Origin of the sequence: [Clostridium] symbiosum (genome assembly GCA_036419695.1) — a bacterium.
Lineage (GTDB): Bacteria > Bacillota > Clostridia > Lachnospirales > Lachnospiraceae > Otoolea > Otoolea symbiosa_A.
In genome coordinates, this window is sequence record CP143946.1 from 215,844 (window position 1) to 231,465 (window position 15,622).

The following is a 15,622-nucleotide window of genomic DNA, read 5'->3' on the forward strand; positions in this document are numbered from 1 at the left end:
CTCCTTATATCGCAGATGACGGCGGAAAGACCAGGAGGCAGATATGGCTCAGACCAGTCAGAAACAGGCGTTTCCATTATTATTTTTCACATTTTTCATCTGGGGAAGCATCTATGTGACCGGAAAGATGATTGCCGCCGATATACCGGCTTCCCTGGTGGCGTGTTTAAGATGTGTATCCGCCATGATCCCTCTGCTGTTCATGTCACGGAAATATCTGAAAACAAACATAGACGGCGCAGATCGGAAGTATTTTGTTCTTGTAGGCGCACTCGGTTACTTTCTGACAATTCAGATGATTCAGCTGGGCATTGCGCTTACGGGGGCATCGATGGCGGCCCTGATTAATGCAATGACTCCGGTAGCGGTGACCATCCTTGCGGCATTCATCCTCAAGGAAAAAATTACCCCGGTAAAATGCCTGTGCCTTGTTCTGGCGCTGGCAGGAACCATTGTCATCACCAGCGGCACCTCCACTCATGGGGAGACACTTGGAATCGTCGTGGTTCTGGTGGGAGTCGTGTCTTTTGCCGCGGCCTCCGTTTACATGCGCAGACTGACTGCGAAGTATCCGGCGGTCCTGGTGACCACCTACAGTATGGCCGTCAGCCTGATTTTCCACATTCCCGTGGGAATTGTGGCGGTTTGTACACAGCCGGTTTCGGTTACCCCGCTCAGCGTGGCGGTAATCCTTTATCTCGGTTTTGCAGGTTCCGGCCTGGCGCAGTATACCTGGACGAAATGCCTGTCCATGCTGCCGGCGAGCACCTGTTCCCTGTTTTACCCGTTACAGCCTGCCTTTGCAGCGCTTTTGGGAGCCTGGCTTCTGGGTGAAACCTTTACCCCTGCATTTTTCATCGGACTGCTCCTGATTTCACTGGACGTAGTTCTCAATACATGGGAGACGCGCCAGCTTGACAAAGAGCGGGCAGCAGCAGAATCCTCCAATACATAAAACGGTTGCGGTTTCCCGGAAACTTATAGATAATAGGAACGGGGAAACATGCAGAAAAGCGTTAGGAGGATTACACATGAATTTGCAGTGGCTGTATTATTTTAACACGATTGCAGAGCTGGAGCACTATACGAGGTCGGCGGAAAAGCTGCACGTAAGTCAGTCAAATTTAAGCCATGCCATCAAGGAACTGGAAAATGAACTTGGGGCAGAGTTGTTTGAGCGGCAGGGACGCAATATCAAATTAACCAAGTATGGTGAAATATTTCAGCCATATGTTCAAAGGACTATAAATTCACTGGAGGACGGCATTACGACGCTAAAAGGGTATATCGATCCAAATGAAGGGACGATATCTCTGGCGGGATTTCCGTCGATGGCTCAATTTGCACCGGATCTTATGGTGCGGTACCAGTCGGATACCAACCGGCTGGGCGTACAGTTCCAGTACAGCCAGGAGGGTTGGAAGACGCTCTACAGCATGCTGCTGGACGGTTCGGTCGACCTGATACTGTCAACAAGACTTAATCACCCGCAGGTTGAAGCTGCTTACATAGGAACGCACCGCCTGGTGGTGCTGGCGCCGGAAGGGCACCGGCTTGCCGGGGAGGGAAGCGTGGATTTGAGGGAGCTGGACGGCGAGAGCTTTATCGCCTTTGACCCCAGTGGCCAGCTGAGAAACCAGCTGGATGAGATTTTCAGGGAGCTTGGAATCTGTCCCAATATTGTCATGGAGACACTGAGCGATCAGATTATTTACGGGATGGTGGCAGCCAGACGCGGGATAGCAATTGTACCCTATCCTCTGGCCGGGGCGCCTTACAACACAGAGATTCTGCCCATTGCCAACGACATTCCCCAGCGTAAGCTGTACCTGCAGTGGAATAAGGAGCGGTATATCCCTCCGGCAGCCAAGTATTTCCGGGACTATGTCATCCGAAGCGGAGAAGTGTTCGAACAGTATATGGAACACCATGGACTGATATAGACGGAGCGGAAGCTGTTATAGGAAATATGGATATTATTGAATCATTAACTGATATCCAAAATGTTAAGAAATGGTTAGAGATACGGAAAATGAACCAAAAACAGATACAATAAAACGTATAAGCGAAAAGAAAGAATCTAAATGGAGGAACAACTATGAGTAAGAAACTGGTTTCCGATTTAATGGTAGATTACCTGGAACGCCGTGATGTGAAATATGTATTCGGCCTCTGCGGACATACGGTAATTGGCCTGCTGGACGCTCTGTCCCGCAATGATAAAGTAAAATATATCTCAAACAGACATGAGGCGGTGGCATCCACTGCGGCAGACGGCTATGCCCGTCTTACACACAAGGCATCCGTTGTATTATGCCACCTCGGACCTGGCCTTACAAACGTGCTGACCGGTGTTGCCAATGCGGCTTTCGATTCCATCCCGATGGTAGTTATCGCAGGCGATGTACCGAGCTACTACTTCGGCCGCCATCCTCATCAGGAAGTAAATATGCACGGCGACGCAACTCAGTACAAGATGCTTGAGCCGGTTGTTAAACGCGCATGGCGTGTAGACGATGTGGAAGCTCTTCCCGACATCATGGATAAGGCATTCCGCCTTGCTGAGTCCGGCCGTCCCGGACCTGTCCTGATTGATATGCCGATGGATATGTTCTCACGCGAGATGGAAGATTATCTCTGGGATCGTACTTATAAAGACAGCCATTTGACCATGCGTCCTGCACTGGATCCGGCAGCCGCCAAAGCCATTGCCAAGAAACTCGTTGAGGCAAAGAGCCCGGTGCTCCATGCCGGCGGCGGAATCCTGCTTTCCCAGGCATCCGAAGAACTGGCTGCCCTGGCCGAGTTTCTGGATATTCCGGTATCTCGTACACTGATGGGACAGGGATGCCTCTCAGACCGTCATCCTCTTATGATTGGACAGACAGGTTTCTGGGGACTTGAATTTACACATTCCCTTACCACAAAAGCCGATGTCATCCTTGGCCTTGGAACACGTTTCGCAGAGGCGGACAGCTCCAGCTGGTACCGCGGCGTAACCTTTGACCCTGACTATACGACATTCCTTCAGATCGATATTGATCCGATGGAAATCGGCCGCAACTATCCGGTTGAAATCGGCGCCATCGGCGACCTGAAGATTGGCCTGGCACAGATTCTGGAAGAAGTTAAGAAGATCTGTCCGGAAGGCAAGAAGAATCCTGAGCTGAGGGCAAAGATTGCCGAGGCAAAGGCAGCTTTCAAGAACACGAACGTTGATATTGCAAACGACAACCGCTTCCCGATGACTCCACAGCGCATCTTAAAGGATGTAAAGGAAGTTATTCCGGAAGATGCAGTAATCTTCACCGATGTAGGCTGGAACAAGAACGGTGTTGCACAGCAGTTCGACATCACGGTTCCGGGAACCATCCATCACTCCTCCGGCCTTGCGACAATGGGCTTTGGCGCATCCGCAGTACTCGGCGGCAAGATGGCTGCTCCTGATAAAATCTGCCTGACGCTGACAGGCGACGGCGGCTTCGGTGTAAACCCAACCTGCCTTGCAACTGCAGTAGAGCAGAATATCGCATGTACATGGGTGGTTATGAACAACTCCGCATTTGGTACAATCGCAGGACTTGAGAATGCCAACTACCATACAAAATTCGGTACCGTATTCCACACACCGGACGGTGAGAGCTACACACCACGCTGGGCCGATGTTGCAAAAGCATACGGCGTTGAGTCCATCTGTGTAAGCTCCGCAGAAGAGTTTAAACCGGCCCTTGAGAAAGCACTGGAAGCCAACAGGGCAGGACGTCCGTTCCTGGTAGAGGCTCCGATGGAGAACATCGTGGTTCCAACCCCAGGCTGCTGGAATATCAACGATATCTTCAGCCCGAACGACCTTGTAAAAGAAGGTAAGCTGGTGAAGGATGAGCACGGAAGATTCGTAGCTCCAAGCCATGCAAAATCCCACAATGCGAAATAAGAAATAAAGTAAAAAGACATAAAGCGGCCAAGTAATAAAGCAGCCAAGTAATATAGCACATAAGCAATAAAGCACATAAGTAATAAATGAAAGGGAGCCGCCAAATCACCTGAGTTTCAGTGATTTGGCGGCTCTCTCAATTGAGTTCCGGTATGTTAAGGCCAGGCGGTGGGGGCGCCTATGCCAGATCCGGTTTTTCCCACAGGTTCAGCGAAGTGCCGAGTCCCAGTTTCTTTGCGTTCTGGAGCAGCTGGTATCCCCAGGCTACGTCATAGACCGGCATACCGCCCATACCGAACAGAATCTTCTCATCCTCGTTCTTGCGTCCCGGGATCTTGCCTGCCGTGATGTCTCCGAGATTGTCAATCTGTTTTTTCGTCATAAGGCCCTCATCAATTAAATCGAGATATTTCGTACCAATCAGTCCCATGATATTCCAATACGGCGTTGTAAGTTCCTCCGACCATGCCTCGTACATCTTCCAGTTATCTACTACACGGCGGCAGCGGTCGCTGATCAGGAAATCAGAATCCATGTCAATACCGGCCGGGAGTGAGACAAATACGCCGGGTTTCAGCCAGTCTTCTTCAATGCGCGGATAAACTTTTCCGGAAGCCGCGACATTGACAATATCGGCTCCGCGGACAGCGTCCTCAACGCTGGAGCAGATCTCCACGTTTTTAACCGTCGGATAAGTCTCTCTGATAAAGGCGGCCAGACGCTCGGCCGGTTCCGGGAATACATCGTAGATGCGTACGGTTTCAATCCCCGGCCTGCTGTCGATGAGGGACATAAAGCAGGTACGGCTGATAACGCCGGCTGCGATCAGGGCGCATGTTTTAGCGTCTTCCCTGGCAAGGTATTTTGCTCCCACGCCTGGGATTGCTCCCGTTCTGATTGCACTGATCAGGTTGGCGCTCATCAGGGCCAGAGGAGCTCCCGTATCGGCGTCATTGAGCATTACCATGAGAATGGAGCGGGGCAGTCCCTTTTCCAGGTTTGCCTTATTTGATCCGTACCATTTTTCTCCCGCAACATGGAACCGGCCGCCCAGATAGGTTGTCATTGCCATAAAACGGCGGTCTGGTCCGTTCTTAGGCATATTTGGGAACTGCGGTTCATCCGGGAATGAGATCAGGATGCCGTGGGAATTGTGGTTTCTTCCGCCCATGACATAGTCTCCCTGTCCCAGGAGGGTAAATACTTCCTCCATCACGCCGACACATTCATGCATGTTCTTGACACCGGCTTTAATCATTTCCTGCTCATCCAGATACAAAAAATCAATTTTTGTGCTGCTCATAATAAAAATCCTCCTTTATTTTTAAATTCATTACTTTCTTTCACTTCATGTATTGGACTTCTGCACACTTTTATGGAATCCTTTCAGCCTCCATGTAATCAGCAGAACGACCAGGAAGGCTCCTGCCAGGGCCAGCGTATAAGGTACCGCAAATCCCGTGGCGATTAATATCGGGCCCATCGTGACGACGGTCAGTTCCGCCCACATGTTTCCAAACAGGTAAGAAAGTGAGAAGTCGTCCAGGGTTCCGCTCTTAAAGTTGGGATCGCAGATCCTGAGAACCGTGATACCGATTGCCGTAACGCCCGAGGCCCAGCCGTAGGTGAAGATTCCCTTTTCAAACCAGTCTTTGGTGAACATCCTGGGAGCCAGCCACACGGCTATAAATATGTTGAACAGGATGCCGCAGGTGAACAGAATGGCCAGAGACACCGCATATTTTACCACTACGCCGAGCTGGATGGAGGCCACGCCGAAACCAACCAGATAATCTGTAAATGTACTGCTGAGACGCGTAATCACCCTCCGGTCTACATACTTGTCGGCTCCTCCAAGCCTCATCAGTTTCATGACGATGAAACCAACCAGTACCGCCAGGGAAAAGACCGGCAGGCTCAACTTCGGATTCAGGTACAGTACAAAATCAGCAATTTTCTTCGCTCCGTAGGCTACCACAAAGAGAAGGGCAGTATGAACCGCCAGCGGATCCACGGAGATGGTGGAAAAAGATTCCCGGCCCATTACCTCCCGCTCCTGTTCCGGGATCAGTCCGGTACGGAAGCTCTCGGGGAGTTTGACAAAGTCTGTAATATAGTTTGTATAGCCCTTTTTCGTAGCCAGTTTAATTAAAATAATACCGCCTATCAATCCCGACAGAATTCCCACCGTAGCGGAAGTCATGCCTAAGGCCCCGGCATCTTCCCAGCCCATTCCGGCAAAGGAATCTCCAACCGCGGCTGCTGTTCCGTGGCCGCCTACAAAGCCTGTGGGGAGCATGTAGCCAAAGCCCGGGTGAGTGCCAAAAACAGGAACGAACAGCAGAAGGCCTAAAACCATAGCCCACAGATGCTGCCCAAGATAAGTCACCAATTGGAAACTCCACATCTGAATGACACCGGAACTGCTTTTCTCTTTTTTGACATTTTCCTGTGAAAGCGGAAGCGCTGCGAACACCAGGACAATCAACGCGCCGGAATAGGAACCGAAGGCGGAGGAAAATGGTATTATTCCAAGGCCGTTTGGCCCCAAGATCAGTCCAAGCACGCCTGCCGTCAGTGATGCCGGAATAAAAAGCTCCTGAAGAATTTTTACCTTTGCCCTCAGCAGCTGTCCCAGAAGTATCAGGGCACTCATCAGGCCGAAGTCCAATATTACATCCCAAAAACTCATTGTAACCCTCCTTTTCGTTATTTAACTTGCCATGGCACTTTATTAATAAGCAACTTCCGTGCCAAAATGCCTCTCATGTTCAAAATAGGTAAAATTAACCATAATAAGGCCATTATCCGGTTGTAAAAACCCGTGTCATGTGTAATAATTACTGTAAACAGGGTGATTTATCACCCTTACACGTGTCATCTGAGTACGGTGCGATATCTCATGACATCTCGTGTCTCACTGAAAGGAGGCTGCTGTTTGAATACTTTGCTTAGTGGAATACAAAATGAACTTCAGATTTTAGCTGACAACACTTCAAGCGCCCTGAACCTGGATATCGAATTTATTGACAAAAACCTGAGAAGGGTAGCCTGTACCGGATATGCCCGGCCTCTGGTAGGATGCTATCTGACCCCGAACGGTGTTTTAAACCATGCCCTCTACCAGCAGAAGGAGAGGCGCACCATCATCCACCATCCGGGAAGCGACGAGCGCTGCCGGAACTGTCCGCGTTTTCAAAAGTGTCCCTGGATGGCTTCCGTCCACGCCTCAATCTGGGTGAACGACGAGCCGGTGGGAATCTTCGGCGTTACGGCAACCAATGAAACACAGGCGGAATTATTGAGCAGCCGCTTCGAGGAGATGGCCCAGTTTACCGACTCCTTTGTGGAGCTTTTGAGCGGATACATGCAGTTTCGAAGCAGCAAGCCGCCGGTGACGCGGACCATCATCGTCCCACAGAATTCCCTGCCCCCGGCCGAACCGTTTTCCCGTATCCTGTCGGAGGATCCGTCTTTTATCCAGTTTAAGCAGAAGGCGGCAAAACTGGCCAGGTATTCATCCACGGTGCTGCTGACCGGCGAGACGGGAACAGGGAAGGAACTCTTTTCCAGGGGAATCCATGAGTTGAGCCCCAGGAGTTCCGGGCCGTTTGTGGCGATCAACTGCGGGGCGGTCCCGGAACAGCTGATTGAGAGCGAGTTATTCGGATATAAAAAGGGAGCTTTCACGGGAGCCTCCACGGACAAGCAGGGCCGTTTTCTTTCCGCCGACCGCGGCACCCTGTTCCTCGATGAAGTGGAAAACATGCCCCTGTATCTTCAGCAGAAACTCCTTCGCGCGTTGGAAAGCCATGAGATAGAACCCCTCGGCAGTTCACGGCCGATTCACGTTGACTTACGCATCATAGCCGCCACCAACCGGCCGCTGGAAGAGCTGGTGGAGCGCGGCACATTCCGGGAGGATCTGTTCCACCGCCTGAACGTGATTTCACTTAAAATCCCGCCCCTGAGGGAGCGGGGAAAGGATGTCCTTTATCTGTCGGGGCATATGCTTCGCAGGTATAACCAGGCATTTCACAAGGAGATAGGCGGACTGAGTGAAGAGGTGCAGTCCCTGTTTCTTTTCTATCCGTGGAGGGGCAATATCAGGGAACTGCAGAACACGATGGAATATGCGGTCTGTATGTGTGAGGGCAGCCAGATTGGCCTGCAGGATCTGCCGGAATCGCTGATCACTGCGGCGCGCCGGATGCTTCCGGGCGGGTTTAAGACAGTTTCGGTGCCGGGAGACTCCGTCCTTTCCTCTTCCTCTCATTCACCTATATCCCTGCCCGAAGAAGCCGCGCAGCTTAAGAAGGCGCTGGAGCGCTTTGGATGGAGCGAGGAAGGACGGCTGAAGGCGGCGGCCGAGCTGGGGATCAGCAGGGCGACCGTATACCGGCGAATTAAAAAGTATGATTTGAAAGAATAAAGACAGAAAGGAAAAGAATAAATATAAGGATTGGAATATAGAATGCTCCCGTCCATACAGGCATGTTTTACTATAACATTTACCTGTATGGATGGGAGCATCTTTTAATGGGGCTGTAAAATAAGTCCCTTTGTTCTTTGACAGGGAAGTTCTCCCCATCAGCCGCTGACCCACCCTTTTGCGAACCGCACGGCGGCATCCAGGAGAGGTGATGACGCATCCCTGCGCCAGGCGATCCCCACCTCTTTTGTGATCTTTTCCTCTATTTTCAGTTCTACGACACCCGACAGGTTACGGGACAGAAATTCTTCGGATGGAAGGAAGGCCACGCCGAGACCGCCCTGGACCATGTAAAGTCCGGTGGTAGGGCTGCCGGAGCGGCAGACGATATCGGGTTCAAATCCGGCATTCCGGCAGGCAAGGAGGCACAGCTCCGAGGCAACCTGCCCGCTCTGGTGGAAAATAAAGTGCTCATCCTTAAGCTCCTTTAAGCTCACCGTTTTCCTGCCTGCCAGCGGATGGCGGCTGGGAACGGCCAGAGAATAGCAGTCCTCGCCCAGTTTGGCGAAGTCGAGGCTTTGCGGCAGTTCCGTCAGCGGCCTGTTTAAGAAGGCCAGATCAATTTTTCGTTCCAGCAGCAGGTCCACAAGACGGTGGGTTCCCTCCTGGATAATATTTACCGAAATATCGGGGTAGTTATAGCAGAAGGATGACAGCATCTCCCCGAAATCAATGCACTGCAGGCTGGTGATAATCCCCAGGGTCAGGCTGCCCTTGTGAAGACCGGCATAGAATGCCATCTCGGCTTCCAGGGCCTCGGTGCGCTGCACAATCTCACGCGCGCGCAGGACGAATTCCTTACCCGCATCGGTGAGTGTGGCGCCGCGGGAATTGCGGTAAAACAGGGGCAGGCCCAGCTCCCGTTCCAGTTTTGCGATCTGCTGGGACAGTGCGGGCTGTCCCACATGGCAGGCCTGGGCGGCCAGGGAAAAATTCCCGCAGTCCGCCACGGCCAGAACATAGTTCATTGTATATAATTCCATTGGATTTCCTCCCGGCTCTTTGCTTCTGGCCTTATTATATTATAAAAAAATCAAACGGACAACATTACTATCATTTTTAATGATAGTAACTGTCAGGAAGAAGAATTGGATCTTTCTAAGCGGCTGTAGTAAGATCAAGTCAGAAACAGGAACTGAACTAAAAAGGCTGCCACCCGGGAGGAACCTGAAAGTCCAGAAAATATAAGAATTTATGATAATGATAGGAAGGATAAATTATGGAAAATCGCAATTATTTCACAGAGCGTGATGTAGAACGCCTGGAGAAACAGGCGGTACAGCTGAGACAGGATATCATCTCGATGATACATTCTGCAAAAGCCGGACATCCGGGAGGTTCCCTGTCGGCGGTGGAAATGGTAACGGCCCTGTATTTTCACGTAATGAATATTAAACCGGAGGAGCCGGACTGGGCGGATCGGGATCGTTTCATCCTCTCTAAAGGCCACTCCTGCCCGGTACTGTATGCAGCCCTGGCACGCCGCGGATTCTTTGACCCGGCGATACTGAACACGCTGCGCCAGTACCACTCCATTCTTCAGGGACATCCGGACATGAATAAGGTGCCGGGCATCGACATGACGGCAGGTTCCCTTGGAAACGGACTCTCGGCAGGCGTGGGAATGGCGCTTTCGGCCAGGCTCCATCATCAGGATTATATGACCTATGTCATGCTGGGTGACGGAGAGATACAGGAGGGCATGGTCTGGGAGGCCGCGATGGCGGCCAGCCACCATAACCTCAAAAACCTGGTGGCGATTGTGGACTGCAATGGCGTCCAGATTAACGGCTGGGTGAACGACATCATGACCGTTGAGCCTCTGGGAGACAAGTGGCGCTCCTTCGGCTGGAGGGTTGTGGAAGTAAACGGACACAATATGAAAGATGTGCTTACGGCGCTCCACACGGCAAAGACCATGAGGAACCCTACGGCCATCCTGATGCGCACCGTCAAGGGCAAGGGAGTCTCCTTCATGGAGGATGACTCGGCATGGCACGGAGCGGCACCTGATGACGAACAGCTTGTAAAGGCAATCTCAGAAATAAAGGAAGGAGGTGTTGTGTGATGGCAAAGACACTTGCAACCAGAATGGCATTCGGCCATGAACTGATAGAAATCGCTAAAACAAACGAAAACTTCGTAGTCTGCAACGCCGACACCAAGGCATGCGGCCTGGAGAAATTCGGAGCATACTTTCCCGAAAGGGAGTTCTCATTCGGCATTGCCGAACAGAATATGGTGGGAGGCGCAGCCGGACTGGCAGCCTGCGGAAACAAGGTGTTCCTCGCAACCTTCGCGGTATTCGCTTCCATGAGGGCCTGCGAGCAGGTAAGAACCTTCGTGTGCTACCCGAATCTGAACGTGACCGTGATAGGAACCCATACGGGACTTCAGGTCGGCGGCGACGGCGCCACGCATGCGGCGATTGAGGACGTGTCCATCATGCGTTCCTTCCCGAACATGACTGTGGTACAGCCGGCCGACGCGGTATCCGCAAAGGCCCTGGCCCATGCGGCGGTAGACTTTACCGGCCCCCTCTATGTCAGGCTGCACCGCAATCCGGTGGAAGACATCTATGACCCGGCCTCCTATGAGTTTGAATGGGGCAAGGCGCGCACTGTAGTGGATTACGGAAACGATATGACAATGATAGTCTCCGGAATACTGCTTAAAAAAGCGCTGGATGCGGCCGCTGTTTTAAAGGAGCAGGGAATCCTTGTCCGGGTGCTCGACATGGCCACCATCAAACCGCTGGACAACGAGGCGGTCATAAAGGCGGCACGGGAGACCGGAGCGGTCATGACAATCGAGGACCACACCATTTTCGGCGGCCTTGGTTCCGCAGTGGCGGAAGTGCTGGTGGAACAGGAACCGGTTCCCATGCAGCGAATCGGCGTCCAGGATAAATTCGGTGAATCCGGCGATCCGGAACTGCTTTACCGTGACCACGGCATGGATGTGGATTCCATCGTAGCAAAGGCAAAGGCGTTAATCGCCAGAAAAAGATAGACGGCGCGGTAAACCCGGCCGGGAAAGGACAGGTAAATATGAAATCCCCACATGTATGTATTTTACAGACCAGTTTTGCCAAACGGGAGGATACCATCGCATTCCTGAAGGAAAAAGTCCCGGGAGTGAGGGTGGAATTTATCACCGACAGCACCCTGCTGAATGATGTCCGTGCAAACGGCGGGCCCAGCCAGGCGGTAATCGACAGGATGACTCTCTACGCAAAAGCGGCGGAAATCTCCGGAGCGGATTTAATCGTCAACTCCTGCTCCACGGTGGGAGAAGTGGCCGACATCTATGAGAAAGAAGTGAATGTCCCTGTTATGAAGGTGGATCTGCCGATGGCCGAGGAGGCGGTGAGCCTGGGAACGAAGATTGCCCTGATTGCCACGGTGGAAACAACGCTTGGGCCCAGCCAGAGGCTGATTGAAAAGACAGGCGCCGCACAGGGTAAAAAGATGGAGTGCACACAGTATTTGCAGAACGCAGCCTGGGATGCCCTTCAGGCAGGACACCCGGAAGAGCACAACCGCATACTGATGGAAAACATCAGGGAGCTGGATAAAATGGGATACGACGCCATCGTAATGGCCCAGGTGTCCATGCGCGCGCTGCTGCCCGACTTAAAAGACGTAAAAACACCTTTACTGTGCAGCTTCTTCTCGGGCTATGGAAGAATTGCCGAAAAGCTGAATGAAATTGCGGCAGAAAAATAAGCGTGAAACCGGGCGTTAGAAACAGAACCGGACATTAAGTATGAAATCGGACATAAAAGAGTAAATGGAGGAGATTAAAATGAGTAACAAATTAGTATCTGATTTATTAGTAGATTATCTGGAGCGCAGAGGCGTTACCAAATTATTCGGCCTTTGCGGCCATACCGTAATCGGAATGCTGGACGCACTGTCCCGCAGCGAGAAAATCCAGTACATAGGAACAAGACATGAGAGCGTGGCCTCCACGGCTGCAGACGGCTATGCCCGTGTGACACATAAGGCATCGGTGGTAATGTGTCATCTGGGGCCGGGACTTACCAATGTAATCACAGGCGTCGCCAACGCCTCGCTGGATTCCATCCCCATGGTAGTCATTGCCGGTGATGTGCCGAGCTACTACTACGGCCGCCATCCTCACCAGGAAGTGCAGATGCATGCCGACGGCGACCAGTACAAATTGCTGGAGCCGGTTGTAAAGCGCGCATGGAGAGTGGATGACGTGGAAGCGCTTCCCGATATTCTCGACAAGGCATTCCGCCTGGCTGAGTCCGGCCGTCCGGGACCCGTCCTTGTGGACGTTCCGATGGATATGTTCTCAAGAGAAATGGATGAGGAACTTTGGGCGCGCACCTACAAGGGTAATCTCGTAACCATGCGCCCTGCCCTGGATCCTGCGGCTGCAAAGGCAATCGCAAAGAAATTGGTGGAGGCAAAGAATCCGGTTCTCCATGCAGGCGGTGGAATCCTTTTATCCCAGGCATCCGAGGAACTGGCTGCCCTGGCTGAATTCATGGACATTCCGGTATCACGTACACTGGCAGGACAGGGCTGCTTATCCGACCTGCACCCGCTGATGATTGGACAGACCGGTTTCTGGGGCCTTGAATTCACCCACTCACTGACCACGAATGCCGATGTAATCCTGGGCCTCGGCACCAGATTCGGCGAGGCCGACAGCTCAAGCTGGTATCAGGGAGTCACATTCGACCCTGATAAGACCACCTTTTTACAGATTGACATCGACCCGATGGAGATCGGACGCAACTATCCGGTAGAAATCGGAGCCATGGGAGACTTAAAGATTGGCCTTGCCCAGATCCTTGAAGAAGTGAAAAAGATTTGTCCGGAAGGACGGAGTAATCCGGAACTCCGGGCCAGAATTGCCAGGGCCAAGGCAGAGTTTAAACAATCCAACGCAGCTATTTCAAGTGATAACCGTTTCCCGATGACGCCTCAGAGAATCCTTAAGGACGTCAAGGAAGTGATTCCGGAGGATGCAGTGATCTTTACCGATGTAGGCTGGAACAAGAACGGCGTTGCACAGGAATTTGATATTACACGTCCGGGAGCCATTCACCACTCATCCGGTCTGGCGACCATGGGATTCGGCCCGTCGGCCGTACTGGGAGGCAAGCTTGCTGCTCCCGACAAGATTGTCCTTAATCTGACCGGAGACGGCGGTTTCGGCATCAATCCGTCCTGCCTTGCTACGGCAGTTGAGCAGGGAATCGCCTGCACCTGGGTGGTTATGAATAACTCGGCTTTCGGTACAATCGCAGGACTTGAAAATGCCAACTATAAAACAAAATTCGGTACGGTATTCTATAAAGCCGACGGAGAGCGCTACACCATTTCCTGGGCGGATGTGGCGAAGAGCTACGGAATCGAGTCCATCTGCATTAGTTCTGCGGAAGAATTTAAACCGGCCATGGAAAAGGCCATTGAAGCCAACAAGGCGGGACGTCCGTTCTTAGTGGAGGCTCCAATGGAGAACATCGTAGTGCCGACACCGGGCTGCTGGAATATCAACGATATCTATACACCAAACGCACTTGTCAAAGAAGGAAAACTGATTAAGAAAGAGAACGGCCGTTATGTTGCGCCAAGCCATTCGAAATCTCATGATGCATAATTGCATGAAACGGAGGTAAACGATGAAAAACTTATTTTCTTTGGCTTATCTGACCGTGCCGGGTACCCACCCGGCCGATCAGGTGGAAATCGCAGCGGGATGCGGCTACGAGGGAGTCAGCCTGCGCCCGATTTCAATGAAAATGCCGGGAGAGCCCGACTTTCGTCTGGCAAATGAAGCGATCTTTAAAAGTGTCAGGGCGGCTCTTGAACGTACCGGAGTGCGCCTGATGGATATTGAGCTGGCGCGTGTGGGAGACGGACTTGATGTGGCCTCCTACGAGGCGGACTTTGAAAAAGCCGCCGAGCTGGGTGCAAAATACGTGATTTCCAGTGTCTGGACACCGGATCGGGAAGCGGCTCTTCATCAGCTTGAAATGATATGCGATATGGCTGCAAAGTATGATCTGCTTGTGAACCTGGAATTTATGGCATTCGCCAATGTGCGGACCCTAGAAGAAGCTTTGGAGGTAATGGATATTCTGAAACGTCCTAACTTAAAGCTTATGGTGGATACGCTCCATGCCCACAGAGCCGGTGTGACGCAGGAAATGCTGAAAGAGATACCGGCGGAGCGGTTTGGCTTTGTCCATCTGTGTGACGGACCCGGTTTTATCCCTCCGTTAGACCATCCCGATATGACCGGCGTAGCCCGTTCCGGACGTCTGTACGTCGGAGAGGGAGAGATTGATATTGCCGGAATGCTGCATGGAATCGCCAACATCCCGTACTATGCCATCGAACTGCCCAACGCTGCCGAGATGGAAGCCAGAGGCAAGCTGGGACACGCGGGCCGCTGCCTGGAGACGGCGAAGAAATACCTTGCGGCGAACGGTCTCTGATAAAGAGAAGCGGTGATTACCGAAAAGAGACAGGCGATTTCTGAAGAGAGCATTTTTAAGGGAGAACAGTATGAAATTTTTTATAGATACGGCTAATGTAGACGAGATCAGGGAAGCAAACGAGATGGGAATTATCTGCGGAGTGACGACAAACCCGTCCCTGATCGCAAAGGAAGGCCGCGACTTTTCTGAGGTAATCAAGGAGATTACGGAAATTGTGGACGGTCCCGTATCCGGGGAAGTGAAGGCGGACGCGGAAAAAGCGGAGGATATGATTGCACAGGGCAGGGAGATTGCTAAAATCCACCCGAATATGGTCGTCAAAATTCCGATGACAGCGGAGGGACTTAAGGCAGTCAAAGCGCTTTCAGCAGAAGGAATCAGAACGAATGTGACCCTCATTTTCACCGCCAGCCAGGCTCTTTTAGCCGCCCGGGCGGGCGCATCCTATGTGTCTCCTTTCCTCGGCAGACTGGACGACATTTCCACCTGCGGCACAGACCTGATTTATGATATTACGCAGATATTTGGCAATTACCCGGACATCAGTACGGAAATTATCTGCGCGTCCACAAGACATCCGCTGCACATTATTGAGTGCGCAAAGGCGGGAGGCGACATTGCCACCGTGCCGTATAAGGTCCTCATGCAGATGGTGAAACATCCTCTGACCGATGCGGGAATTGAGAAGTTTAAAGAAGACAGTAAGTGATAA

Annotated in this window: 13 protein-coding genes; 10 read left to right on the forward strand and 3 right to left on the reverse strand. The window is 52.0% G+C overall.

Annotated features, from left to right (window positions below; all coding sequences use genetic code 11):
• The first annotated feature begins 43 nt into the window (after positions 1 to 43).
• The 3 genes from V3C10_01025 (at position 44) to V3C10_01035 (ending at position 3,934) form a co-directional block, all read left to right on the forward strand.
• The gene (locus tag V3C10_01025) at positions 44 to 955 is read left to right on the forward strand and encodes an EamA family transporter (protein WVP62440.1); all 912 of its coding nucleotides are present in this window, start codon (positions 44 to 46) and stop codon (positions 953 to 955) included.
• 76 nt (positions 956 to 1,031) lie between these two features.
• Positions 1,032 to 1,943 carry a LysR family transcriptional regulator gene (locus tag V3C10_01030; protein ID WVP62441.1) on the forward strand — a complete coding sequence of 304 codons (912 nt, stop codon included), beginning with the start codon at positions 1,032 to 1,034 and terminating at the stop codon, positions 1,941 to 1,943.
• A 155-nt stretch (positions 1,944 to 2,098) separates the two neighbouring features.
• Positions 2,099 to 3,934, forward strand: coding sequence for a thiamine pyrophosphate-binding protein (locus V3C10_01035; protein ID WVP62442.1), 1,836 nt, complete (start codon positions 2,099 to 2,101; stop codon positions 3,932 to 3,934).
• Between the two features lie 178 nt (positions 3,935 to 4,112).
• Here the strand turns inward: V3C10_01035 and V3C10_01040 are convergent, their stop codons facing one another.
• Positions 4,113 to 5,237: a tyramine oxidase subunit B gene (locus V3C10_01040; protein ID WVP62443.1), complete on the reverse strand. Its 1,125-nt coding sequence runs from the start codon at positions 5,235 to 5,237 to the stop codon at positions 4,113 to 4,115.
• Positions 5,238 to 5,282: 45 nt separating this feature from the next.
• Positions 5,283 to 6,626: a sodium/glutamate symporter gene (locus V3C10_01045; protein ID WVP62444.1), complete on the reverse strand. Its 1,344-nt coding sequence runs from the start codon at positions 6,624 to 6,626 to the stop codon at positions 5,283 to 5,285.
• 246 nt (positions 6,627 to 6,872) lie between these two features.
• On the opposite strand from V3C10_01045, the gene V3C10_01050 reads away from it, so the two are divergent.
• Positions 6,873 to 8,366: a sigma 54-interacting transcriptional regulator gene (locus tag V3C10_01050; GenBank protein ID WVP62445.1), complete on the forward strand. Its 1,494-nt coding sequence runs from the start codon at positions 6,873 to 6,875 to the stop codon at positions 8,364 to 8,366.
• A gap of 158 nt (positions 8,367 to 8,524) precedes the next feature.
• Here the strand turns inward: V3C10_01050 and V3C10_01055 are convergent, their stop codons facing one another.
• A complete protein-coding gene (locus tag V3C10_01055) occupies positions 8,525 to 9,409 on the reverse strand; it encodes a LysR family transcriptional regulator (protein ID WVP62446.1) in 885 nt (294 codons plus the stop codon).
• A gap of 236 nt (positions 9,410 to 9,645) precedes the next feature.
• Here V3C10_01055 and V3C10_01060 point away from each other — a divergent pair, with 236 nt between their 5' ends.
• The 6 genes from V3C10_01060 to fsa all read left to right on the forward strand — a co-directional run bounded on the left by V3C10_01060 (position 9,646) and on the right by fsa (position 15,619).
• Positions 9,646 to 10,494 (forward strand): transketolase, encoded by an 849-nt coding sequence (locus V3C10_01060; protein ID WVP62447.1) that lies wholly within the window; start codon positions 9,646 to 9,648, stop codon positions 10,492 to 10,494.
• The gene (locus V3C10_01065) at positions 10,494 to 11,438 is read left to right on the forward strand and encodes a transketolase C-terminal domain-containing protein (protein ID WVP62448.1); all 945 of its coding nucleotides are present in this window, start codon (positions 10,494 to 10,496) and stop codon (positions 11,436 to 11,438) included. Before V3C10_01060 ends, V3C10_01065 begins: the two co-directional genes overlap by 1 nt.
• A 38-nt stretch (positions 11,439 to 11,476) precedes the next feature.
• Entirely contained in the window at positions 11,477 to 12,154 is a 678-nt protein-coding gene (locus V3C10_01070) for an aspartate/glutamate racemase family protein (protein ID WVP62449.1), read from the forward strand.
• 79 nt (positions 12,155 to 12,233) lie between these two features.
• Positions 12,234 to 14,066: a thiamine pyrophosphate-binding protein gene (locus tag V3C10_01075; GenBank protein WVP62450.1), complete on the forward strand. Its 1,833-nt coding sequence runs from the start codon at positions 12,234 to 12,236 to the stop codon at positions 14,064 to 14,066.
• 22 nt (positions 14,067 to 14,088) lie between these two features.
• Positions 14,089 to 14,907 carry a sugar phosphate isomerase/epimerase gene (locus tag V3C10_01080; protein WVP62451.1) on the forward strand — a complete coding sequence of 273 codons (819 nt, stop codon included), beginning with the start codon at positions 14,089 to 14,091 and terminating at the stop codon, positions 14,905 to 14,907.
• Between the two features lie 70 nt (positions 14,908 to 14,977).
• On the forward strand, positions 14,978 to 15,619 hold the full coding sequence (gene fsa, locus V3C10_01085; protein ID WVP62452.1) for a fructose-6-phosphate aldolase: 642 nt from the start codon (positions 14,978 to 14,980) through the stop codon (positions 15,617 to 15,619).
• Positions 15,620 to 15,622 lie beyond the last annotated feature (3 nt).